This window comes from Streptomyces viridochromogenes DSM 40736 (assembly GCF_000158955.1).
GTDB classification, from domain to species: domain Bacteria; phylum Actinomycetota; class Actinomycetes; order Streptomycetales; family Streptomycetaceae; genus Streptomyces; species Streptomyces venetus.
The window spans coordinates 2,086,636-2,109,727 of record NZ_GG657757.1; the positions used below are offsets into that span (position 1 = coordinate 2,086,636).

Annotated in this window: 18 protein-coding genes; 3 read left to right on the forward strand and 15 right to left on the reverse strand. The window is 71.0% G+C overall.

Features of this window, described 5'->3' with window-relative positions:
* Window positions 1-32 precede the first annotated feature (32 nt).
* Both SSQG_RS09155 and SSQG_RS09160 read right to left on the reverse strand, forming a co-directional pair.
* Window positions 33-1,691, reverse strand: a complete 1,659-nt coding sequence (locus SSQG_RS09155) for a glycoside hydrolase family 13 protein (protein WP_003989454.1) — start codon at window positions 1,689-1,691, stop codon at window positions 33-35.
* Between the two features lie 152 nt (window positions 1,692-1,843).
* Window positions 1,844-3,115 carry an ABC transporter substrate-binding protein gene (locus SSQG_RS09160; RefSeq protein ID WP_039932199.1) on the reverse strand — a complete coding sequence of 424 codons (1,272 nt, stop codon included), beginning with the start codon at window positions 3,113-3,115 and terminating at the stop codon, window positions 1,844-1,846.
* A gap of 122 nt (window positions 3,116-3,237) precedes the next feature.
* On the opposite strand from SSQG_RS09160, the gene SSQG_RS09165 reads away from it, so the two are divergent.
* From SSQG_RS09165 to SSQG_RS09175, 3 genes are read left to right on the forward strand one after another with little or no spacing between them, the layout of a single operon-like run.
* On the forward strand, window positions 3,238-3,753 hold the full coding sequence (locus SSQG_RS09165) for a PadR family transcriptional regulator (RefSeq protein ID WP_039932200.1): 516 nt from the start codon (window positions 3,238-3,240) through the stop codon (window positions 3,751-3,753).
* Window positions 3,750-4,505 carry an ABC transporter ATP-binding protein gene (locus tag SSQG_RS09170; RefSeq protein ID WP_039932201.1) on the forward strand — a complete coding sequence of 252 codons (756 nt, stop codon included), beginning with the start codon at window positions 3,750-3,752 and terminating at the stop codon, window positions 4,503-4,505. The genes SSQG_RS09165 and SSQG_RS09170 overlap by 4 nt, the downstream gene beginning before the upstream one ends.
* A gap of 51 nt (window positions 4,506-4,556) precedes the next feature.
* Window positions 4,557-6,974, forward strand: a complete 2,418-nt coding sequence (locus SSQG_RS09175; protein WP_003989458.1) for an FtsX-like permease family protein — start codon at window positions 4,557-4,559, stop codon at window positions 6,972-6,974.
* A 24-nt stretch (window positions 6,975-6,998) separates the two neighbouring features.
* Here SSQG_RS09175 and SSQG_RS09180 read toward each other — a convergent pair whose 3' ends face one another.
* From SSQG_RS09180 to uvrC, 13 genes are all read right to left on the reverse strand, one after another.
* Window positions 6,999-7,973 carry a hypothetical protein gene (locus SSQG_RS09180; RefSeq protein WP_003989459.1) on the reverse strand — a complete coding sequence of 325 codons (975 nt, stop codon included), beginning with the start codon at window positions 7,971-7,973 and terminating at the stop codon, window positions 6,999-7,001.
* 95 nt (window positions 7,974-8,068) lie between these two features.
* Complete coding sequence (pgi, locus tag SSQG_RS09185; RefSeq protein ID WP_003989460.1) at window positions 8,069-9,721, reverse strand: glucose-6-phosphate isomerase; 1,653 nt, start codon at window positions 9,719-9,721, stop codon at window positions 8,069-8,071.
* A gap of 71 nt (window positions 9,722-9,792) precedes the next feature.
* Entirely contained in the window at window positions 9,793-11,061 is a 1,269-nt protein-coding gene (locus tag SSQG_RS09190) for an MFS transporter (RefSeq protein ID WP_039932202.1), read from the reverse strand.
* A 135-nt stretch (window positions 11,062-11,196) separates the two neighbouring features.
* Window positions 11,197-11,532 carry an RNA polymerase-binding protein RbpA gene (locus tag SSQG_RS09195; RefSeq protein ID WP_003976875.1) on the reverse strand — a complete coding sequence of 112 codons (336 nt, stop codon included), beginning with the start codon at window positions 11,530-11,532 and terminating at the stop codon, window positions 11,197-11,199.
* Window positions 11,533-11,739: 207 nt separating this feature from the next.
* Entirely contained in the window at window positions 11,740-11,970 is a 231-nt protein-coding gene (gene secG, locus SSQG_RS09200) for a preprotein translocase subunit SecG (protein ID WP_039932203.1), read from the reverse strand.
* Between the two features lie 101 nt (window positions 11,971-12,071).
* Window positions 12,072-12,848 carry a triose-phosphate isomerase gene (tpiA, locus tag SSQG_RS09205; RefSeq protein ID WP_003989463.1) on the reverse strand — a complete coding sequence of 259 codons (777 nt, stop codon included), beginning with the start codon at window positions 12,846-12,848 and terminating at the stop codon, window positions 12,072-12,074.
* A 6-nt stretch (window positions 12,849-12,854) separates the two neighbouring features.
* A complete protein-coding gene (locus SSQG_RS09210; RefSeq protein ID WP_003989464.1) occupies window positions 12,855-14,066 on the reverse strand; it encodes a phosphoglycerate kinase in 1,212 nt (403 codons plus the stop codon).
* A gap of 143 nt (window positions 14,067-14,209) precedes the next feature.
* Window positions 14,210-15,217, reverse strand: a complete 1,008-nt coding sequence (gap, locus tag SSQG_RS09215; RefSeq protein ID WP_003989465.1) for a type I glyceraldehyde-3-phosphate dehydrogenase — start codon at window positions 15,215-15,217, stop codon at window positions 14,210-14,212.
* Between the two features lie 243 nt (window positions 15,218-15,460).
* Window positions 15,461-18,415: a M14 family metallopeptidase gene (locus tag SSQG_RS09220; protein WP_039932204.1), complete on the reverse strand. Its 2,955-nt coding sequence runs from the start codon at window positions 18,413-18,415 to the stop codon at window positions 15,461-15,463.
* 151 nt (window positions 18,416-18,566) lie between these two features.
* Window positions 18,567-19,559 (reverse strand): DNA-binding protein WhiA, encoded by a 993-nt coding sequence (gene whiA, locus SSQG_RS09225; RefSeq protein WP_003989467.1) that lies wholly within the window; start codon window positions 19,557-19,559, stop codon window positions 18,567-18,569.
* Window positions 19,550-20,629: a gluconeogenesis factor YvcK family protein gene (locus SSQG_RS09230; protein ID WP_039932205.1), complete on the reverse strand. Its 1,080-nt coding sequence runs from the start codon at window positions 20,627-20,629 to the stop codon at window positions 19,550-19,552. Before SSQG_RS09230 ends, whiA begins: the two co-directional genes overlap by 10 nt.
* Window positions 20,626-21,585, reverse strand: a complete 960-nt coding sequence (gene rapZ, locus SSQG_RS09235) for an RNase adapter RapZ (RefSeq protein WP_003989469.1) — start codon at window positions 21,583-21,585, stop codon at window positions 20,626-20,628. Before rapZ ends, SSQG_RS09230 begins: the two co-directional genes overlap by 4 nt.
* Window positions 21,582-23,092 (reverse strand): excinuclease ABC subunit UvrC (gene uvrC / locus SSQG_RS09240; RefSeq protein ID WP_039932206.1); only part of this gene is annotated, 1,511 nt, incomplete at its 5' end. The genes rapZ and uvrC, both read right to left, overlap by 4 nt.

Here is a 23,092-nt window from a genome sequence, read left to right on the forward strand (position 1 = left end):
ATGTCCCTTCGGGGAGTTGACTTGCGGGGAGTTCAGGAACTGATCCACCAGGCGGCCGTGGAGCCGGGCAGTACCCCGGCGGGGCAGGGGCCGCTGGCGAGCAGGGGGGTGCCGGAGACCGGCGCGGGTGTGGGGGCCGTGCCGAAGTTGACGGCGCACACCAGGTCGTCGCCGCGGGCGAAGGCCAGGACGCCGGGCGGGGCGTCCAGCCAGCGCAGCGTGCCCTCGCCCAACTGGGGGAGGGTGCTACGCAGTTGGAGGCCGTCGCGGTACAGGTGCCAGAAGGAGCGGGTGTCGGCGAGGGCGCGGTCGGTGGCGTACTCGGCGAAGTACTCGGGCTGTGGCAGCCACGGCTTGGCGCTCTCCGCACCGGGGGTGAAGCCGAACGGCGACGCCTGCCCCGACCAGGGCAGCGGCACGCGGCACCCGTCGCGGATGCGGGCCCGGCTGCCGGTGCGGTGGAAGATCGGGTCGGTGAGCACGTCGTCGGGCAGGTCCACGACCTCGGGCAGGCCGAGCTCCTCGCCCTGGTAGATGTAGGCGGCTCCGGGCAGGGCCAGCATCAGCAGAGCGGCGGCGCGGGCACGGGCGGCGCCCAGTCCACTGCCCTCGGTGGCCGGTTCGCCGTAGCGCGTGACGGTGCGGACCTGGTCGTGGTTGTTGAGGACCCACGTGACCGTCGAGCCGGTCCCGGCGATGTCCTGCATGGCCTCCGAGATGACCTTCCGGAAGGCGTCGGGGTCCCAGGGGGCGCTGAGCAGGTCGAAGAAGAAGGCCTGGTGGAGCTCGTCCGGGCGGACGTACCGCGCGTGCTCGCGGGCGGTCGGGACGGAGACCTCGCCGACGAGCAGGCGTTCGCCGCCGTCGCGCTCGGTGTACTCCTCGCATATGGAGCGCCAGCGCCGCCACACGTCGTGCACCTCGGGCTGGTTCCAGGCGAGCGGGTTGACCGAGTCGCGGGTGCGGGCGTCGGCCTCCGGGTCGTCGGAGTCGGGCAGTTCCGGGTGCTTGAAGAGCCCGGCGGCGACGTCGATGCGGAAGCCGTCGACACCCCGGTCCAGCCAGAACCGCAGCACCCGGTCGAACTCGGCGACGACCTCCGGGTCACGCCAGTTCCAGTCGGGCTGCTCGGGCGTGAACATGTGCAGGTACCACTGGCCGGGTCGCCCGTCCGCCTCGGTCACCCGGCTCCACGCCGGTCCTCCGAACATCGCGTGCCAGTTGTTGGGCGGCTCGTCACCGTCCGGGCCGCGGCCGTCGGCGAAGTGGAAGCGGGCGCGGGCCTCGCTGCCGGGAGCCGCGGCGAGAGCCTCGCGGAACCAGGGGTGCTCGCTGGAGCAGTGGTTCGGGACGATGTCGAGCAGCACCTTGACGCCGAGCCGGCGCGCGGCGCCCACGAGCAGGTCGAACTCGGCGAGGTCGCCGAAGAGCGGGTCGACGTCGCAGTAGTCGGCCACGTCGTAGCCGTGGTCGTGCTGCGGCGAGGGATAGAAGGGGCTCAGCCAGATCCCGTCGACGCCGAGCTTCTTCAGGTAGGGCAGTCCGGCCCGGACGCCGGCGAGATCGCCGATGCCGTCGCCGGTGCTGTCCAGGAAGCTGCGGACGTACACCTGATAGATCACTGCGTCACGCCACCAGTGGTGCCTGTTCAACCCATCGACCTGTCTCTGAGGAGGGCAGCGGTTATGCATGCATGTTAAGTAGGCGTGTCGAGAGGGTGTCAATGAAAAGCACAGAGTCTCGTGGCAGGTTGGGTGCTGAAATACGGACTTACCGGGGCATCTCGCACCGAGATGAGACGTCGGCGTTACTTAACAAGTAACTAGAAGGATCTGTCGCAGAGCTAGCGACGGGAGACCGCGGCGAGCTCGCGCGCCAGCCGCCGCACCGCGGCCGAGGGCGTCTCGTGCCCCGCCATCGCGTCGTGCACGACCGCCTGCACGACCAGGCTGACCTGGTCGTAGCGCGGGCTCTTGGGGCGCGGCTCGGCGGAGAGCACGCTCTCGCGCAGGGTCGGCAGGTAGGGGAACCTGCGGATGAGCGCCGGGTCCTGGTAGAGATCGGCGCGTACGGGCGGCAGCGCGCCGCGCGTGAGGACCTGGCGCTGGACGTTCTCACCGGTGAGATAGGCGAGCAGACGGGCGGCCGAGTCGGGATGCCGGGTGTGGGTGCTGACGGCGAGATTGGAGCCGCCGAGGACGCTCTTCCCGGGCCCGTCCGGCCCCGGCAGCGGTACCGCGCCCACCTTCCCGGCGACCTTCGAGCCCTGCGCGGAGGCGCCGACGTACGCGTACGGCCAGTTCCGCAGGAAGAGCAGTCGGCCGTCCTGGAAGGCCTGCTTGGACTCCTCCTCCTTGTAGGTCAACGCTTCCTTCGGGATCCAGCCCTCGCGCACGCCGCGGGCCAGGAACCCGATGCCCTCGCGGGCCGCCGCCGAGTCGACGGTGACGCGCTCCCCCTCGTCGCCGAGGATCGAGCCGCCCGCCGAGTAGACGGCCTCGGCCGCGTTGACGGTGAGGCCCTCGTACGGCAGGAACTGCCCGGCGTAACCGTCGAGGCCGTGCTTCGGCGCGAGGGTCTTCGCGTACCGCTCCAGCTCCGCCCAGGTGCGCGGCGGCGGGACGCCCTCCTCGGCGAGGACGTCCTTGCGGTAGAGGAGCAGGCCCGCGTTGGTGACGTACGGGACGGCGTAGAGCTGCCCGTCGTAGGTCGCCGTGTCCACGACCGGCGGGAGGAAGCTCTTCAGGGGGAAGCGGTCGCGCGGCAGGGGCCGGATCCAGCCGGCCGCGGCGAACTCCGGGGTCCAGTTGACGTCGATGTTGAGCACGTCGAACCGGCTGCGGTCGCCGTCGCGCAGGTCGGTGACCATCTGCGCCTGGGTCTCGTCGGCCGAGTCGGGCAGCTCGACGAGGGTGACTTTCTCGCCGGGGTGGGTGCGGTTCCAGCCTTCCAGCAGGGGGCCGAGGTAGCCGGTGAGGTCTCCGGCGGTGGCGAGGGTGAGCGGGCCGCGGCCGCCCCGCGCGGGCTCGCCGGCCTCTGCTCCGGCGGCGACGTAGCCGGTCAGAACCACGATGAGAACGAGGAGGCCCCTACCCGCGGCATGGATCCACCGCATAGGTTCCTCCCTGTACACCGGCGACGGGCACCCTTGCCCGGAATCCGAGGCCATGTATACCTGTTAGGTATGGGCGATACTAGGGCCTGGAGCACATTGGACCGGACAGGAGGACTGCACGCGTGCGCCTGCCCCTCCTGGCACTCCTCGCCCGCGGCCCCGCCCACGGCTACGAGCTCAAGCAGGACCTTGAGCAACTGCTGGGCTCCGCGTACCCTCAGCCGAATGTCGGCCAGATCTATGTGACCCTCGGCCGCCTCGAGAAGTCGGGACTGATCGAGGGCGAGGACGTGACGCAGTCCAGCCGACCCAACAAAAAGGTCTACCACCTCACCGAAGCCGGGCGCGAGGCGCTGCGCGTCTGGTTCGAGGAGCCCGAGGACGAGCCGCGGGTACGGGACGAGTTCTTCATGAAGCTGGCGCTCGCTCCGCAGACGGGGCTCGCCGACCAGATCTCCCTGATCAACCAGCAGCGGCGTCAGTACCTGAACACCATGCGGCAGCTGTCCCGGCTGGCCGCCGCCGAAGACCGCGACAACCGCATCGCCCACCTGCTGATAGAGGGCGCGATGCTGCACCTGCAAGCCGACCTCGACTGGCTGGAACGGTGCCAGGAAGAGCTGGAGGAGTCGGAGTGAGCGACGACCGTCCCACTCCTGTGCTGCGCGCCGAGCGACTGGTGAAGACACACCACGGCGAGGGCGCGCCCGCCCATGCCGTGCGCGGGGTCGATCTGTGCGTACGGCCCGGCGAGTTCGTGGCGATCACCGGCCCGTCCGGCGCCGGGAAGTCGACGCTGCTGCATCTGCTCGGCGGCCTCCAGCGGCCGGACTCGGGCAGCATCTGGCTCGCCGGCGAGTGCACGGACACCTACGGCGAGGCCCGCTGGGCGGTGGAGCGGCGCAAGCGGATCGGGATCGTCTTCCAGTTCTTCAACCTGGTGTCCAACCTGTCCGTCGCCGACAACGTGGAGCTGCCCGCCCTGCTGGCCGGGACATCGCCGAAGCAGGCGCGGGCCGAGCGGGAGCAGTTGCTGGCCGAGCTGGGCCTGACGGGCAAGGAGCGCAGCATGCCGGGCGAGCTGTCCGGCGGCGAGCAGCAGCGGGTCGCCCTCGCCCGGGCCCTGGTCAACCACCCTCCGCTGCTGCTGGCCGACGAGCCGGCGGGCAGCCTGGACAGCAAGGGCACCCGCGAGGTGATGCGGCTGCTGTCCCGTTTCCACCAGCGCGGCCAGACGATCCTCCTGGTCACCCATGACGCGCGGCTGGCGAGTGCCGCGGACCGGGTGATCAGCTTCTTCGACGGACGGATCGCCGACGACGCGGAACTCGACGGCGGCACACCCCCGCGCCGGCCCGGCATCTCGGGCGTACTGGAACTCAAGGACTGACATGCGGGTGTACGACCACCGCGCCCGCCGCGGGCCGAAGGACTGAGGCCCGTGCGAGCCACCCTGCGCTGGGCGCACTCCGATCTGCGCACACACCGCGGTGAGGCGTTGTTCCTCGTCCTCGCCACCGCCGGCATCGTCGCCTCACTGCTGCTGGCCACGGCCCTGTTCGGGTACGCCACCAATCCCTGGCAGCGCGTGTTCACGCAGTCGCACGGCGCGCACGTGTGGCTGCACACCGACACCGCGGCCGACACCGGTGAGCTGGCCGGGCTGGACGGCGTCGACTCCGTCGCCGGCCCCTACCCCACCGCCGCCACCACGGTCGCCTCGCGCGGCAGCCGCGCCGCCGTGGAGCTGCGCGGTACCCCGGAACGGCCGTCCGTCGACCGCCCGCCGATCGTCTCCGGTCACTGGCTGGACCGTGCCACCCCGAACGGTGTGGTCCTGGAAAGCCGCCTCGCCCGCGCGCTGCTGGCGGAGCCCGGCGACACCCTCACCGTGCCCGGCACCGCCCGGCGGCTGACCGTCGTCGGCCTCGCCGACAGCGCCGAACCGCGCTACCGGCCCGGTGAGCAGCCGGGCCTGGTGTGGGCGCTGCCGTCGGCCGTGGCGGACCCCGGCGGCCAGGTGATCGGACTGCGTCTGACGGATCCCGGCGACACGTCCTACGTCGTCCAGCGTGCCGTGACCGTACTGGGGGCCGGAGCCATCGGGGAGGTGTCCACCTGGCAGCAGGCGCGTGCCGAGGCCCAGGGCGACAACCGGCTCCTCGGCCAGGTACTGGGCCTGTTCGGGCTGGGCGCGCTGGTCGCCGCCGGGCTCGCCGTGCACGGGGCGATCAGCACCCGCATCCGCGGCCATCTGCGGGATCTCTCCGTGCTGAAGGCGATCGGCTTCACCCCCGGCCAGGTGGTCCGTGTCTTCCTGCTCCAGCACCTCGCCTACGCCCTGCTGGGCGCCGTGGCCGCCGCCGGACTCGCCGAAGTGCTGGGCAGCCGCATCCCGGGGCGGCTCGGCGACGCGGTCGGCGTGTGGCAGGGGCTGCCCGGGCACACCCTGGCGCTGGTGGTGATACCGGTCGGCGCGGTGCTGTTCATCGGCGCCACCACCGGTCTGGCCGCGTGGCGGGCCGGACGGGTGCCACCGGTCCCGGTCCCGGTCCCGGTCCAGCGGCCCGCCGCGCCGCGGGGCGGGCGGTGGTCCGCGGCGACGGGCCGGATGCTCGGGCGGCGGCCCGTGACGGCTGCGCACGGTGGACGGCCGGCGAGCGGCGCGCGCCGGCTCCTCGGGCTGCCGCCCGCGGCTCCCCGGACCGGCCGGCTCTCCGGCACGGCACGCCGAGCCCTCGGCGCGCGCGTTCCGCCCGCCCTGGTGCTGGGCTGGCACAAGGCCTTCACCCGCCGCCCCCGCTCGCTCGCCACCGTCGCCCGTCTCACGCTGCCGCTGCTGCTGATCGTGGTGGCGATGAGCGCGTGGACGACCATCGACCGCTTCCACAGCAGGCCCGAGCAGATCGGCCTGCCGACCGCGCTCAGCGTCCGCGCCGACGCCGGCCTCGGCGAGCGGCAGACCCGAGCGCTGCTGGAACGCGACCCGGAGGTGGCCGCCGCCTACCCCGGCGTCGAGACGGCCGCCCTGGTCCCGGGCCAGACGGCGACCATCGCCCTGCGCGGCCTCGGTACCGACCAGGACCCCTACCCGTACACCCTCGCCGAGGGGCGCCCGGCCCGCGGCGCCGACGAGGCCGTGGCCGGGCAGGGGCTGCTCGACCTGCTGAACGTGCGCGTCGGCGACTGGGTGCGGATGACCGTCGGGGACCAGCCGCAGATCCTGCACATCGTGGGCCGAAGCATCGAGCCGGAGAACGCCGGCCGGGTCATCTCCACGTCCCTCGACACCCTCCGCGCGAACGACCCCGGGCTCCGACCGACCCTCTACGAGCTGCGCCTGGACCCCGGTGCCGAGCCCCGGGACGTGGCCGACCGGCTGGCCACGGCCGGACGCGGGCACCTGGACGTGCACACCGTGACCAACCCGGCCGACGGTCTCTCCCCGCTGCGCGCCGTCGTCGCCGGGCTGATCGCCGTCCTCGCCCTGATCGGGCTCATCGAGCTGCTGACCGCGATCGGTGGCACCGTCCGCGAGAGCGAACGGGACCTGCTGGCGCTGAAGGCGATCGGCCTGTCTCCCCGGCAGATCACAGCGATCACGGTCACGGCCACCGGCTGTACGGCTCTGGCTGCCGTCCTGGCCGCCACGGCACTGGGCCTGCCCCTCGCCCACTGGCTGATCGACGCGCAGGGCAGATGGAGCGGTATCGGCGCGGGCATCGCACAGGGCCCTTCCGCCCTGCTCATGCTGCTGCTCGGCGCTTCGGCGGTGCTGTGCGCGGCGGCACTGGCGGCCGTACCCGCGACCCGGGCGGCCCGCCGCCGCCTCGCGGACACGCTGAGCGCGGTCGCCTGACCTCGGCTTCGGCGGCTTCCCCGGTCAACCGCCGTAGGGCCGCTGCGGGTTGTACGGCGGCTGCGGGTGCGGGCTGTACGGCGGCTGCGGGTGCGGGCTGTACGGCGGCTGCGGGTTGGGCGCGTAGGGGTTGCCGTACGGGTGGCTGTACGGATTGTTGTACGGATTCCCCTGCGGCGGCAGGTACGGCTGCCCCGCCGGGGGCATCCCCGGCGGAACGGGCGGGGCCGTCGGCGGGACGGGCCCGGGGGTCGGAGCCAGGGTCGCCGGGTGTGCCTTCAGCCGGATCCCGTACCGCCGCCTCAGCCGTCCCATCTCCAGCAACGCGATCGCGGTGACCGTCACCGGAGCGCCCAGGATGAAGACGATGCCCAGCGTGAGGCTGAGCCCGTGCAGATCACCGGTGACCAGGTCCGGGACGGCCATCAGCCAGCTGGTCACCACGGCGAGCAGCGGCGGCAGACAGCGGTGCACGGCAGCCGTGCCGAAGAAGTTCCCGGAGACCCGCACCGCTCCGTACGCCGTGAAGACCAGCATCCACATCATCGTCATGCCGACCCCGATGATCACGATCGGATTCCCCGTCGCGTTCGTCGTCCGCACCAGCACCAGCAGGGCGGCGACACAACCCACGAACAGCAGGAGCAGCTTGAGGGAGTTGAGGAGCGGCACCCGCAACTGCCCGACGGTGCCGGTGCGCCGCCAGACGTAGAGCATCGCCCCGACGGTCAGCGGTGTGAGGAAGAGCAGGACGACCGAGGCGGTCATCGCGTTCTCCAGCAGCTCCGTGAGATCGAAGCCGCCCTCGATGAAGGTGTAGACGCCGAGGGACGCGACCGCCCCGGCGATGACCCGGAACTTCTTGAGCCGCTCCACGGACGGGTCGAGCGGCTGGGGTATCCACGCGGGGTGGAACACGGCCCGAGCCACGTCCTGGGGCTTCAACAGGGACCGGGCCGTCAGAGTGCCGCCCGTCCAACTTCCGCGTGTGCGTGCCACTTCGCGCTCCCCCGAGCACTCGCTGTCATGATCGCCCGGAGTCTACGGGACGCGGACGGCGCCCCGCCGTCCGCGTCCGCTGTCCGCAAGAGCCGTCACTCCCGGCCGCGCAGCTCCCTGTAGGCCGCCACCAGAGCCTTCGTGGAGGCGTCCAGGCCTTCGACCTCGGCGCCCTCGGTCAGCGCGGGCTCGACCCGCTTGGCGAGGACCTTGCCCAGCTCGACGCCCCACTGGTCGAAGGAGTCGATGTTCCAGACCGCGCCCTGCACGAACACCTTGTGCTCGTAGAGGGCGACCAGCTGGCCCAGGACCGAAGGCGTCAGCTCGGGCGCCAGGATGGTGGTCGTCGGGTGGTTGCCCCGGAACGTCTTGTGCGGCACCAGCTCCTCCGGGACGCCCTCGGCCCGGACCTCATCCGGGGTCTTGCCGAAGGCGAGCGCCTGCGTCTGGGCGAAGAAGTTGGCCATCAGCAGGTCGTGCTGCGCCTTGAGCTCGTCGCTCAGCTCGGCGACCGGCCGGGCGAAGCCGATGAAGTCCGCCGGGATCAGCTTGGTGCCCTGGTGGATGAGCTGGTAGTAGGCGTGCTGCCCGTTGGTGCCGGGCGTGCCCCACACCACCGGCCCGGTCTGCCACTCCACCTCACGCCCGTCCCGGCCGACGTACTTGCCGTTGGACTCCATGTCGAGCTGCTGGAGGTAGGCGGTGAACTTGGACAGGTAGTGGCTGTACGGCAGCACCGCGTGCGACTGGGCGTCGTGGAAGTTGCCGTACCAGATGCCCAACAGGCCCAGCAGCAGCGGCACGTTGGCCTCGGCGGGCGCGGTGCGGAAGTGCTCGTCGACGATGCGGAACCCGTCCAGCATCTCCCGGAACCGGTCCGGGCCGATGGCGATCATCAGGGACAGGCCGATCGCGGAGTCGTACGAGTAGCGGCCGCCGACCCAATCCCAGAACTCGAACATGTTGGCCGTGTCGATGCCGAACGCGGCGACCTTCTCGGCGTTCGTCGACAGGGCGACGAAGTGCTTGGCGACGGCGGCGTCGTCGCCGAGGGCCTCCAGCAGCCAGCCGCGTGCGGAGGTGGCGTTGGTGACCGTCTCGATGGTGGTGAAGGTCTTGGAGGCGACGATGAACAGCGTCTGCGCCGGGTCCAGATCCCGCACCGCCTCGTGCAGGTCGGAACCGTCCACGTTCGACACGAAGCGGAACGTCATCGAGCGGTCCGTGTATGCGCGCAGCACCTCGTACGCCATCGCGGGCCCGAGGTCGGAGCCGCCGATGCCGATGTTGACGATGTTCCGGATCCGCTTGCCGGTGTGGCCGGTCCACTCGCCGGAGCGGACCCGGTCCGCGAACTCGGTCATCTTGTCGAGCACGGCGTGCACCCTCGGGACGACGTTCTCGCCGTCGACCTCGACCACCGCGTCCCGCGGCGCCCGCAGAGCGGTGTGCAACACGGCGCGGTCCTCGGTGGTGTTGATCCTCTCGCCGCGGAACATCGCGTCGCGCAGCCCGAACACGTCGGTGGCTGCGGCCAGTTCCCGCAGCAGCCGCAGGGTGTCGTCGGTGACGAGGTGCTTGGAGTAGTCGACGTACAGGTCGCCGACCCGGAGGGTGTAGCCGGAGCCGCGGCCGGAGTCGGCGGCGAACAGCTCGCGCAACTGGACGTCGCCCAGCTCCTCGCGGTGCTTGGCCAGTGCCGTCCACTCGGACGTCTGGTTGAGCCTGGTACGGCCGTCTGCGTTCATCTCGGACTTCAGCCTTCTTCCTTGCCTGTGCTGCTGCGTACCTGCCCCGCTGCCGGTCCCAACCTATTGGATCAGCGGTTGCCGTGAACTGTCGTCGCTCCGTCCTCCGGCGCAACAACAGGTACGTCCGGCCGGCGCGCGGGTATCAGCGCGGTGACGGACAGGGCGAAGAAAACCGCGGCGAGCAGTGCCGGGGTGTTGTCGCCCCAGACGGAGGCGACGGCTCCGCCCAGCAACGCGCCCACGGGCGCGCCCGCGACGGCGAGCGTCCGGAACGCGGAGCTGACCCGGCCCAGCACCCCGGTGGGGCTGCGCTGCTGCATCAGCGTCGTGGTGTTGACGTTCCACACCATCCCCATGAACCCGAACACGGCCAGCGCGGCGACGAGCACGGCCAGGCTGCGCACGGCCCCCATGACGACGAGCGTCCCGGTCTGCACCACCCCGGCGACCAGCACCGCACGCATCCGGCCGACCCGGTCGACGAGCCGGCCGCCCAGCGCTCCCCCGGCCAGGCTGCCGACGGTGTACGCGGTCATGGCCGCCGCGTATCCCGCGTTGCCGGCGTCCAGCCAGCCGGTCACCAGGACGACGAGGGTGGCGACGAGGGCGCCCATGCCGATGTTGCACAGGGCGGTGGCGGTGCACAGGGCACGCAGCGCCCGGTCGTGGACCAGGGTGCGCAGCCCCTCGGCGATCTCCCGGCGCAGGGTGCTGCCCGCCGGTCGCGGTTTCCGCTCGGGCGGCGGCGTGCGCAGGGAGGCCACCAGCGCCGCGGCCGCCAGGAAGGTCACGGCGTCGGCCGCGAAGGGGACGGCGGTCCCGGCCACCAGGAGCAGCGGCACGACAGGGCCGCCCAGCAGGCCGCCGGCGACGCGCTGTCCGGTCATCAGTCGGGCGTTGGCGCTACCGAGGGCGCCCCGGTCGACCAGGGCGGGCAGCAGCGCCGTGGCGGCGTTGTCGAAGAGGGTCTGAAGCGCGGTCAGCGCGAAGGCCAGCACGATCAGCAGGCCGATCGAGGCGTGACCGAGCGCGACGGCCACCGCGAAAGCGGCGACCAGCAGGCCGCGCAGCGCGTCGACCGTCCACATGGCGCGCCGCTGGTCCACGCGGTCGGCGACGGCCCCGCCGAGCAGTCCGAAGACGATCCAGGGCAGATAGCCGCAGGCCGTGACGGAGGCCACGAGCAGCGGATCGTCGGTCAGGGTGACGGCCAGCAGGGGCAGCGCGGCCGTACGCAGCGCGTCTCCGAAGCTGGACAGCACGGCCGCGCTCCACAGCCGTCCGAAGCCACCGCGCCACGCGGGCGCGCGCACGTCCCCCACCTCGACCGTCGACACTGTTTCCCCCTCACGGTCCGCCCGATGCACAAACCGTAGAGGGCACCACTGACAATCGGTCCGCGAGCGGCCGTCACGCCCGTGGGGAAAGCAGCTCCGGCCGGGCACCTGATGGTGCCCGGCCGGTCTCGACTTCTAGATCTCGCCCCGCAGTTTGGCGAGCGCCTCGGCGAGGATCGCCTCGCCGTCCGCGTCGCTGCGCCGCTCGCGTACGTACGCCAGGTGCGTCTTGTAGGGCTCGGTGCGCGGCGGGTCCGGGGGGTTGTCCCGGTCCTGGCCTGCCGGGAAGCCGCAGCGGGGACAGTCCCAGGTTTCGGGCACCTGCGCGTCGCTGGCGAAGCTCGGCTGGGTCTCGTGTCCGTTGGAGCACCAGAAGGAGATGCGCAGCCGCGGCGCGGACTCGCCGCGCTCGGCCTCGCCCATCGGCCCCGCCCCGACCCGGCTTCCCCGGATCGCGTTGCCACTTGCCACGGTCGTAACTCCCTGCGTGATGGTGCCGCGAAGCGAGTCGGCGTTCCGCTTCGCCGCGAGCGCCTCAGTCTACGTAAGGCCCAACGCGCGTCCAGTGATTGGAGTTACAACCCTCACACCTAGACGCAAGCCCCATGATAGGCCGCGCTCAGCTGCGCGTACCCAACATGGGGCCTTACGTACAGGTCCGTGTGGATTGCGGCTCGATCAGTTGTTCATCTTCATCAGGATGCCGAGCACGACAATGCACGCGAACCACAGCAGACCGACCACGACCGTGATCCGGTCGAGGTTGCGTTCGGCGACCGAGGAGCCGCCGACGGAGGACTGCATGCCGCCACCGAACATGTCGGAGAGGCCGCCGCCCTTCCCCTTGTGCATCAGCACCAGCAGCATCAGCAGCAGGCTGAAGACGATCAGGGCGATCGAGAACCCCAAAACCACGGCTGGACCAACTTCCTCGGATTCGGATGGACGACGCGGGGCCCAGCACAGTACTGGACCCCGCAAGGGTACGACGGATCGCCGCTACCGCATACTCACTGGTCGCGGAAGCGCACGATCTTGACGAACTCGTCGGCGTCCAGCGAGGCACCCCCGACCAGGGCGCCGTCGATGTCGGCCTGGGCCATGATCTCAGCGACGTTGCCGGACTTCACGGAGCCGCCGTACTGGATGCGGACCTTGTCGGCCAGGTCCTGCGAGTACAGCTCGGCGATCTTGCCGCGGATCGCCGCGCAGACCTCCTGGGCGTCCTCGGCGCCGCAGACCTTGCCGGTGCCGATGGCCCACACGGGCTCGTAGGCGATCACGACGGTCTCGGCCTGCTCGGCGGAGAGGTCCTTCAGACCGCCCTCGACCTGGGTGAGGGTGTGGGAGACGTGGTTGCCCGCCTCACGGACCTCCAGCTCCTCGCCGACGCACAGGATGGGGGTCAGGCCGTGCTTGTAGGCGGCCTTGACCTTGGCGTTGACGATCTCGTCGGTCTCGTTGTGGTACTGGCGGCGCTCGCTGTGGCCGACGGCGACGTACGTGCACTTCAGCTTGGCCAGCATCGGGCCGGAGATCTCGCCGGTGAAGGCACCGCTGTCGTGCGCGGAGATGTCCTGGGCGCCGTACTTGATCTTCAGCTTGTCGCCGTCGACCAGGGTCTGCACGGAGCGCAGGTCGGTGAAGGGCGGCAGGACCGCGACCTCGACGGCCTCGTAGTCCTTGTCGGCCAGGGCGAAGGCGAGCTTCTGGACATGGGCGATGGCCTCGAGGTGGTTGAGGTTCATCTTCCAGTTGCCCGCCATCAGTGGCGTGCGCGTGCTCATAAAGGGTCAGTCCTCCAGTGCGGCGAGGCCGGGGAGCGTCTTGCCCTCGAGGTATTCGAGGGAGGCGCCTCCACCGGTCGAGATGTGGCCGAATGCGTTCTCGTCGAAGCCCAGGATGCGGACGGCCGCGGCGGAGTCGCCACCACCGACCACCGTGAAGGCCTGGGAGTCGAGGAGAGCCTGGGCGACCGCCTTGGTGCCCTCGGCGAAATCAGGGTGCTCGAAGACGCCCATGGGGCCGTTCCAGAAGACGGTGGCGGCGTCGACGATCTTCGAGGCGTACAGCTTGCGGGACTCCGGGCCGATGTCCAGGCCCATCTGGCCGGCCGGGATGGCATCCGCGGCCACGGTGCTGGGCCGGCCCGGGGCCTTGGTCTTGAGGTCCGGGAACTCCGGAGCGACCACGACGTCCACCGGCAGGACCAGCTCGACGCCGTTCTTCTCGGCGCGCTCGATGTACTCCCGGACGACCGGGAGCTGGTCCTCCTGGACCAGGGACGAGCCGATCTCGTGGCCCTTGGCCTTGAGGAAGGTGAAGACCATGCCGCCGCCGATGAGCAGCCGGTCGGCCTTGCCGAGGAGCCGGTCGATGACGGCGAGCTTGTCGGACACCTTGGCGCCGCCCAGGACGACGGCGTAGGGCCGCTTGACGTCGTCGGTGAGCTTCCTCAGGACGCCGACCTCGGTGGCGATCAGGTAGCCGGCGGCGTGCGGCAGGCGGGCCGGGAGGTCGTAGACGGAGGCGTGCTTGCGGTGCACGGCCCCGAAGCCGTCGCCGACGTAGACGTCCGCGAGGGCCGCGAGCTGGTCGGCGAAGGCGCCGCGCTCGGCGTCGTCCTTGCTCGTCTCACCGGCGTTGAAGCGCAGGTTCTCGACGACCGCGACCTGGCCGTCGGCGAGGCCGGCGACGGTGGCGCGGGCGGACTCGCCGACCGTGTCGGTGGCGAACGGCACGTCCGCACCGAGGAGTTCACCGAGGCGCGTGGCGGCCGGGGCGAGGGAGAAGGCCGGGTCCGGGGCACCCTTGGGGCGGCCCAGGTGCGAGGCGACGACCACGCGGGCGCCCGCGTCGGCGAGGGCCTTGACGGTGGGCAGTACGGCGCGGATACGGCCGTCGTCGGTGATGGTGGTGCCGTCCAGCGGCACGTTCAGGTCGGCGCGGACGAAGATCCGCTTGCCCGCCACCCCTTCGGCGAGGAGTTCGTCGATCGTCTTCATGCAGGGACTCCTGAAAGAGCTCGTGATCGCTCGTAAGCGCTCGTGATCGGACAGCTCTGATCTGTACGTGAGTCAGGGCTCGGACAGCGCGACCGCGCGCTGCCCGAGCCCTGCTCTCACATCGTGGTGCCTGGTCTATTCGATCAGAGCTGGTTACCGACGAAGACCGTCAGGTCGACGAGGCGGTTGGAGTAGCCCCACTCGTTGTCGTACCAGCCGATGACCTTCACGTTCTTGCCCTCCTGGACCATGGTCAGGGAGGAGTCGAAGGTGCAGGACGCCGGGGCGTTGACGATGTCGGAGGAGACGATCGGGTCCTCGGTGTACTCGAGGATGCCCTTCAGCTCGCCCTCGGCGGCCTTCTGGAAGGCGGCGTTGACCTCTTCCTTGGTGACCTCGCGGCCGAGTTCCAGGACGAGGTCGGTGACCGAGCCGGTCGGGACCGGGACGCGCATCGCGATGCCGTCCAGCTTGCCCTTGAGCTGCGGCAGGACCAGCGCGGTGGCCTTGGCGGCACCGGTCGTGGTCGGAATGATGTTCTCGGCGGCGGCACGCGCGCGACGCAGGTCCTTGTGCGGGAAGTCCAGGATGCGCTGGTCGTTGGTGTACGCGTGCACCGTGGTCATCAGGCCCTTGACGATGCCGAAGTTCTCGTCGAGAACCTTCGCCATCGGCGCCACACAGTTGGTGGTGCAGGAGGCGTTGGAGATGACGTGGTGGTTCGCCGGGTCGTACTTGTCCTGATTGACGCCCATCACGATGGTGACGTCCTCGTCCTTGGCCGGAGCCGAGATGAGGACCTTCTTGGCGCCGCCCGCGATGTGCTTCTCGGCGTCGGCCTTCTTGGTGAAGATGCCGGTCGACTCGATGACGATGTCGGCGCCCAGCTCGCCCCACGGGATGTCGGCGGGGTTGCGCTCGGCGAGAACCTTGATGGTCTTGTCGCCGACGGTGATGGTGTCCTCGGTGTGCGAGACCTCCTGCTTGAGGCGGCCCAGGATGGTGTCGTACTTCAGCAGGTGAGCGGTGGTCGCGGTGTCACCCAGGTCGTTGACAGCCACGATCTCGATGTCTGCACCCTGCTCCAGGAGCGCGCGGAAGTAGTTACGCCCGATGCGGCCGAAGCCGTTGATGCCTACGCGGATCGTCACGAACCGATCTCCTCGTTGGTACGCCGGCCATGAGGTGCCGGCGAGCTCTGTTTGGGATGTCCCCGACCGCCTCCGACCCTACCTCCCTGAGGCCCCGGTGGTGACATCCAGATGCCCCATACACGGCAGGGCGGTCCGTACCGGCCAGTAGGGGTACGGACCGCCCGCCACCGAGAGCGGGGTCACTCGATTTCGCTACTCGGCGTGGTGCCTGTTGACCGAGAGTTCCCTGGTCTCGGGAGGTCACACGTCGAGGGAGGCGAGCGCCTTCCTCATCAGTGCCGCGCGGTCGGCCGCGGTGACGACGTGCTCCAGACCGAAGCCCAGCAGCACGGTGTCGTCCGTGGTGACCGCGCCGTAGGTCTGGAAGAGGGCCCCGGTGCGGGCCCAGTCCTTGAGGGCGGCCGGGCTGCCCGCGGGCGGGCCGGTCGCCTTCCACGCGCCGAGCGAGGTCTCGAAGCCCTCGGTCTCCTTCGCCGTGCCGCCGACGACGAGCGAGGCCTCATCCGCGAGGACGCCGTACCCGCCGGTGCCCGGGTCGGTGACGTAGCTGATCGAGAGCTCGACCGACTTGCCGGCGTACGCGCTCAGGTCGAAGTTCACCTGCTGCCAGCCTCCGGAGGAGCCGGTGATGCTGTGCCACTGCCCGGTGCTGCCGGTCGCGGCGCAGCCGCCGTCCGACTGGGTCAGGTAGTGCTTCAGCCAGGGGTGCTCGCGTACGTAGAAGCCGCCCTCGCACTCCGTCGGCACGGTGGCCTTGGTGGCGCCGCCCTTCTCGGGCAGGGTCGTCCAGTCGTCGGCGCCCGTGGTGTGGGCCTCGACCAGGACGTTGTCGTAGCCGGACTCGGTGTCCCACATCAGCTGGGTGCGCAGCGCGGGCTGGTCGGCGGCGGTGACACCCGTGAGGTCCACGGTGCGGGTGAGGCGCTTGTAGGCGTCGTCGGTGTGGACGGCGGCGGCCATCGAGGAGCCGGCGTACGGGCCGTACGGATTGGTCGCCCCGGCGAACTGTCCGGCGCCCTTGCTCGCGAACCGCGGGTACTGCTCGGCCGGCAGTTCGTCGGAGGTGACGTTGTACCGGCCCGCCTTGTCCAGCGGGTTGCCGGGCGCGTCGGCGAGCGGTCCCGTGAAGCCGCTCAGCTCGCCGGAGCCGGTGAAGCCGGTGGCTCCGGCGGCCGTGGTGCGGCTGTAGGCGCCGAGGTAGTACTGGCTGAAGTCGTTGGACAGGGCGCCGCCGCCGAGGTCGACGCTGCCGCCGGCCTGCTCGCCGGCCTCGATCAGCCTGCCGCCCGCGTTGAGGAAGGCGCGCAGTTGCAGCTGGGTGGCGTTGCCGGGGACGCTCGCGCCCGTGTAGTGGACGACGGTGTCGAAGTGGCTCAGCACGCCGAGCGCGTCGGGTGCGCCCCGCCGGGCGACGTCCCAGACGACGGCCTTGCGGCCGCCCGCCTTGAGCGCGTCGACGTACTTCTGCGCCTGTGTGGCGGTCGCGCCCTCCTCGGCGACGACGAGGGTGTTCGCCCGGGGCCGCTCGGCGACGGTGTAGGTGAAGCGCTCGCTGGAGACCTTCCTGCCGTTCCTCGTCTCCGCGGTGAACCACACCTCGACCCGGTCGCCCGGGTCGCCGTCCTTGACCTTCGCCCGGTACTCGTCGAAGTAGAGGTTGTCCTCACCGCCGTAGGTCTCACCGCCCTTCCAGGGCCGGAGCGCCATGTCCTCGGTGCGGCCGCCGTTGACGCGGTACCTCAGCTCCTTGTCGCGCAGCGACTTCCGCGCGACGACGGAGACCTCCTGGTCACCGCCGCGGGCGTACGACGTCGAGAACGCGGCGGGGGTGAAGTCGGCGGCGCTCAGTCCGACCGACGAGGACGGCCGGTCGGGATGCGCGGCGGACTCGGCGACGGAGAGCGCGAACGGGACGTTCTTGGCGAACTCCTGCCGGATCAGCTTCTCGTCGTCCGGGAAGGTGAAGACCGACCGGCAGTCGGCCGCCTTCCACTCGTCGTTCGGGTCGGCGTTCGAGGCCGACTGACAGGTCGACATCTCGGGGGTGAACATCGCGATGCCGTTGACGTTCGCCGCGTGGCCGTCCGCCTCGCCGTTGGTGGTATACAGCTCGGAGGAGAGTTGCGGGTGGTAGCCGGGGATCGCGGAGTTCTCGGGCGTGCCGGCGAGCGCCTCGTACAGGGTGTCGTCCGGGGTCGGCGTGGCCACCTGCCAGCCGACTCCGTACAGGAGCAGTTCGGCGGCCGAGTGGTAGTTGATGCCGTACGTGAAGCCGATCCGCTTCTCGAAGGCGTGCAGCGCCTGGGTCTCCGGTTCGGAGCCCGGGCCCGGGCCGCGGTAGGTCTCGCTGGTGGGGTTGGGGGACGAACCCTCGTCGTCGTAGCCCCACTTGTAGGAGAAGTTGCGGTTGAGGTCGACGCCGTCGCCGGTGCCGATGACGCCGTCGCCGTTCATGTCGCGCAGGTTCTTGCGCCACATGCGGTTGTCGTCGTCGGCGAAGGTGTAGTCGTAGCCGTCGGGGTTGGCCGAGAGGACGAACCACAGTTCGGTGGAGTCGACGATCTTCTTGATCCGCCGGTCCTTCTTGTAGTTGTCCAGGTAGTGGTGCATCAGCCGCCGGGTCATCTCCGGTGTGATCCACTCGCGCGCGTGCTGGTTGGACATGTAGAGGACGGAGGGCTTGGAGCCGTCCTTCGCCTTCTTCGCGCCCCGGGTGAGCTTCAGCGCGAGGATGTCCTGGCCCCTGACGGTCTTGCCGATGGAGACGACCTTGGTGAGGTCCGGGTTCTCCTGAGCGGCCGCGAGGATCTCCTCCTTCAGGCCGCCCTTGCCGCTGTAGGGGCGGAACACGCCCTGAGCGGCGTCGCCGACGCGGGCCTTGGCCTTGGCGGAGAGGTCGTGCTCGGTGAGGTCGACGCCCTGCTGCTCCAGCTTCTTCGCCTGCCGGTCGGTCAGATAGACCTCGACGGTGGCGGTGCCCTTCGCGGGTACCCGCTCGCTGAGTTCGTGACCGTCCTGGCCGGCGGCGAGCAGCAGGGGTACCTGCCGGCGGGTGACGTCGGCGCGGAAGACCTTGACTTCGTCCGGGTCGGACGGGGCTGTGCTGTCCGGTTGTGCCTGGGCGATGGGTGCGATGCTCGCTCCGCCGATCAGGAGCGCGCCGACAGCGAGGATCGATCTCGCTCTTCGTCTCATGAACCCCCCTAGCCTGGGTCCGCCGCAGCAGCGAACAGATGCCAGGCTCATGACAGTCCATGATCGAGTCAAGAGCGCCTGAACGACACGCAAAAGCCGGTGCCGATCACCCAAGTGGGCGCCGACCCCGGCTTTTTGACGGGCCGTGGGATCAGCCCACGAGGTTGTCGGCGAGCTCCTCCTCGGCGAGGTTGGCCTCCGTGCCCGGGATGCCGAGGTCGGAGGCGCGCTTGTCGGCCATGGCGAGCAGGCGGCGGATCCGGCCGGCGACGGCGTCCTTGGTCAGCGGCGGGTCGGCGAGCGCGCCCAGCTCCTCCAGGGAGGCCTGCTTGTGCTCCATGCGCAGCCGGCCGGCGGCGGCGAGGTGCTCCGGGACGTCGTCGGCGAGGATCTCCAGGGCGCGCTGGACGCGGGCACCGGCGGCGACGGCCGCACGGGCCGAGCGGCGCAGGTTGGCGTCGTCGAAGTTGGCGAGCCGGTTCGCCGTGGCGCGCACCTCGCGGCGCATCCGGCGCTCCTCCCAGGCCAGCACCGACTCGTGGGCACCGAGGCGGGTGAGCAGCGCCCCGATCGCGTCGCCGTCGCGGACGACGACCCGGTCCACGCCGCGCACCTCACGGGCCTTGGCGGCGATCGACAGGCGGCGCGCGGCGCCCACCAGAGCGAGCGCGGCCTCGGGGCCCGGGCAGGTCACCTCCAAGGAGGAGGAGCGGCCGGGCTCGGTGAGCGAGCCGTGCGCCAGGAAGGCTCCGCGCCAGGCGGCCTCGGCGTCGCAGGTGGCCCCCGAGACCACCTGCGGGGGCAGGCCGCGGATCGGGCGGCCCCGCCCGTCCACCAGACCGGTCTGGCGGGCCAGCTGATCACCGCCCGCGACGACCCGCACCACGTAGCGCGAGCCGCGGCGCAGCCCGCCCGGAGCCATCACGATCAGCTCGGAACTGTGGCCGAAGATCTCCAGGATGTCCCGCTTGAGGCGGCGCGCCGCCATGGCGGTGTCCAGCTCCGCCTCGATCACGATCCGACCGCTCACCAGGTGGAGGCCGCCGGCGAACCGCAGGATGGCGGAGACCTCCGCCTTTCTGCAGCAGGTCCGGGTGACGGGGAGCCGGGAGATCTCGTCCTTCACCGCTGCCGTCATCGCCATGGGCCGATCCTTCCATGCATCCGAAAAATACGGTCGTACGCGGCGGCCAACAGCTCCGGGTCGTGCCTCGGGGTGCCGTCGGGCCGGGCCACCGGCGCCAGCTCGACCGCGGCCCCGAACCGCTCGGCGGCGTCGGTCAGGGAGTCGCGGTCGGGCACGGCGGCCTCGTCGGCCAGCACCACGTCCAGGGCGAGTTTAGGGGCGTGTCGTCCCAAAACCTCCAAATGACGCTGCGGGGAGAAGCCCTCGGTTTCTCCGGGCTGCGGGGCGAGGTTCAGGGAGAGTACCCGGCGGGCCTTGGTCTGCGTGAGCGCGTCCAGCAGTTCGGGCACGAGCAGGTGCGGGATGACCGAGGAGAACCAGGAGCCGGGTCCGAGCACCACCCAGTCCGCGTCCAGGACGGCGTCGACCGCCTCGGGCACGGCCGGCGGGTCGTTCGGCACCAGGTGCACGGACTGCACCTCGCCCGGGGTGAGGGCGACGGTGGCCTGGCCGCGGACGGTGTCGACCTCGTCCGGGCGGGCCGGGTCGTGGCCCTTGACCAGGGCCTGGAGCTCCAGCGGGACGGCGGACATGGGCAGCACCCGCCCCTGGGCGCCCAGCAGGCGTCCGACCAGGTCGAGGGCCTGGACGTGGTCGCCGAGCTGCTCCCACAGGGCGACGATCAGCAGGTTGCCCACCGCGTGCTCGTGCAGGTCGCCCTGGGACTGGAAGCGGTGCTGGATGACGCGGGCCCAGGTCTGGCCCCAGTCGTCGTCGCCGCACAGCGCGGCCAGGGCCTTGCGCAGGTCGCCGGGCGGCAGCACGCCCAGCTCGTCGCGGAGCCGGCCGCTGGAGCCGCCGTCGTCGGCCACGGTGACGACGGCGGTGAGGTCGCCGGTGATCCGGCGCAGCGCGGCGAGCGAGGCGGACAGGCCCATGCCGCCGCCGAGGGCGACGACCTTGGGCTGGGCGCCCCGGCGGCGCGGCCTGCCGCCCCGGGCCTCGGCGGGCCGGCTGCCCTTGCCTGAGGTGTTGCCCTCGGGCATCACCCGGCGCAGCCGGCTCAGCCGGGGAGTACGTCGTGTCATTCGCGTCCCATGTCCCGGTGGACGACCACCGTCTCCACGCCCTCGGCCGCGAGCCGGGCCGCCAGCTTCTCCGACATGGCGACCGAGCGGTGCTTGCCGCCCGTGCAGCCCACGGCGATGGTCACGTAGCGCTTGCCCTCACGGCGGTAGCCGGTGGCGACGAGCTGGAGGAGCTCCGTGTAGCGGTCGAGGAACTCCTTGGCGCCGGGCTGGTTGAAGACGTACCCGGAGACCTCCTCGTTGAGGCCCGTGAAGGGGCGCAGCTCCGGGACCCAGTGCGGGTTCGGCAGGAAGCGGCAGTCGACGACCAGGTCGGCGTCGACCGGCAGGCCGTACTTGTAGCCGAAGGACATGACCGTGGCCCGCAGCTCCGGCTCCTCCTCGCCGGCGAACTGGGCGTCCATCTTGGCGCGCAGCTCGTGCACGTTCAGGCTGGAGGTGTCGATCACCAGGTCGGCGTCGCCGCGCAGCTCGCGCAGGAGCTCGCGTTCGGCGGCGATGCCGTCGACGATGCGGCCGTCGCCCTGCAGGGGGTGCGGGCGGCGCACCGACTCGAAGCGACGCACCAGGGCCTCGTCGGAGGACTCCAGGAAGACGATCCTCCGGGTGACGTTCTTCACCTCCAGGTCGGCGAGGGACTCGCGAAGGTTGTCGAAGAAGCGGCGGCCGCGGACGTCGACGACGACGGCGATGCGGGCCACGTTGCCCTGGGAGCGGGCGCCGAGCTCCACCATGGTGGGGATCAGCGCGGGCGGCAGGTTGTCGACGACGAACCAGCCGAGGTCCTCCAGGCACTTCGCGGCCGTCGAGCGGCCCGCCCCGGACATGCCGGAGATGATCACCAGCTCGGGGATGGCCGCGTCCGGGACCGTGGCCTTCTCGTTGGGCGTGCCCGTACTCACCTGTGCTCCGTCTCCGGCTTGCTCTGTGTGTCCGTCGTGCTCGTTCACATTCATGTCTCCTGCCCCCGTCGTTCGTCCGGGGCTCCCGTGCTCACGTGTTCCCCACTGGAACCCATGGTGCCGGGTTCCTCTTCCATGATCTCCCCAGTCGCCGTGTTGACGGCGGGTGCGGCCGGAGCCGCCTGGGCGAGGGCCGCCGCGATCGTCTCGGCGGTCTTGCGGCCTATGCCGGGGACCTCGCAGATCTGGTCGATGGTGGCGGATCGCAGTTTCTTCAACGAACCGAAGTGCTTCAGAAGTGCCTGCTTGCGGGTGTCCCCGAGGCCCGGCACGTCGTCCAGGGGGCTGGACCGGAAGCGCTTGGACCGCTTGGTGCGCTGGTAGGTGATCGCGAAGCGGTGGGCCTCGTCACGGATGCGCTGGAGCAGGTACAGACCCTCGCTGGTGCGGGGCAGGACCACCGGGTCGTCGTCGCCGGGCAGCCAGACCTCCTCCAGACGCTTGGCGAGGCCGCACACGGCGATGTCGTCGATGCCGAGGTCGTCCAGGGCCCGGCGGGCGGCCGCGACCTGGGGGGCGCCGCCGTCGACGACCACGAGCTGGGGCGGGTAGGCGAACTTCTTGGGGCGGCCGTCGTCCTCGGTGAGGGTGTTCGCGGCGCCGGCGAGGGGGCTCTCGGCGTGCTCGGCGTGCTCGCCGTTCGCTCCGTTCTCGGCCTCCTCCCCGTCCATCCACTCGCCCGTCTTCTCCTTCTCGGCGAGATAGCGCCGGAAGCGGCGGGTGATCACCTCGTGCATGGAGCGGACGTCGTCCTGACCGGCGAAGCCCTTGATCTGGAAGCGGCGGTACTCGCTCTTACGGGCGAGGCCGTCCTCGAAGACGACCATGGAGGCCACGACGTCGTCGCCCTGGAGGTGGGAGATGTCGTAGCACTCGACCCTGAGCGGGGCGCTGTCCAGGTCGAGCGCGTCGGCGATCTCCTCCAGGGCGCGCGAGCGGGTGGTCAGGTCGGAGGCGCGCTTGGTCTTGTGCAGCACGAGCGCCTGCTGCGCGTTGCGCTGCACCGTCTCCATGAGGGCCTTCTTGTCGCCGCGCTGCGGGACGCGCAGGGAGACGCCGGAGCCGCGCCGCCCGGCGAGCCACTCCTGGACGGGCTCCACGGGGTCGGGCAGGGCGGGGACCAGGACCTCCTTGGGGACGGCGTCGCCGCTCTCCTCGCCGTACAGCTGCTGGAGCGCGTGTTCCACGAGGGCGCCGGTGGTGATCTCCTCCACCTTGTCGGTGACCCAGCCGCGCTGACCGCGCACCCGCCCGCCGCGCACGTGGAAGATCTGGACGGCCGCCTCCAGCTCGTCCTCGGCGACCGCGATCAGGTCGGCGTCGGTCGCGTCGGCGAGCACGACCGCGTTCTTCTCCATGGCCTTCTTCAGGGCCTCTATGTCGTCGCGCAGCCGGGCCGCGCGCTCGTACTCCATCGCCTCGGCCGCCTCGCTCATCTGCTTCTCCAGGCGGCGGATGTAGGTGTTCGTCCGGCCGGTCATGAAGTCGCAGAACTCCTCGG

What these genes read in the sequence shown, in the direction of transcription:
- SSQG_RS09230 (WP_039932205.1), bottom strand. Translation starts at nt 20,629, where the DNA reads ATGACACGACGTACTCCCCGGCTGAGCCGGCTGCGCCGGGTGATGCCC.
- rapZ (WP_003989469.1), bottom strand. Translation starts at nt 21,585, where the DNA reads ATGAATGTGAACGAGCACGACGGACACACAGAGCAAGCCGGAGACGGA.
- SSQG_RS09160 (WP_039932199.1), bottom strand. Translation starts at nt 3,115, where the DNA reads ATGCGGTGGATCCATGCCGCGGGTAGGGGCCTCCTCGTTCTCATCGTG.
- whiA (WP_003989467.1), bottom strand. Translation starts at nt 19,559, where the DNA reads ATGGCGATGACGGCAGCGGTGAAGGACGAGATCTCCCGGCTCCCCGTC.
- SSQG_RS09210 (WP_003989464.1), bottom strand. Translation starts at nt 14,066, where the DNA reads ATGAAGACGATCGACGAACTCCTCGCCGAAGGGGTGGCGGGCAAGCGG.
- SSQG_RS09155 (WP_003989454.1), bottom strand. Translation starts at nt 1,691, where the DNA reads ATGCATAACCGCTGCCCTCCTCAGAGACAGGTCGATGGGTTGAACAGG.
- tpiA (WP_003989463.1), bottom strand. Translation starts at nt 12,848, where the DNA reads ATGAGCACGCGCACGCCACTGATGGCGGGCAACTGGAAGATGAACCTC.
- pgi (WP_003989460.1), bottom strand. Translation starts at nt 9,721, where the DNA reads ATGAACGCAGACGGCCGTACCAGGCTCAACCAGACGTCCGAGTGGACG.
- SSQG_RS09220 (WP_039932204.1), bottom strand. Translation starts at nt 18,415, where the DNA reads ATGAGACGAAGAGCGAGATCGATCCTCGCTGTCGGCGCGCTCCTGATC.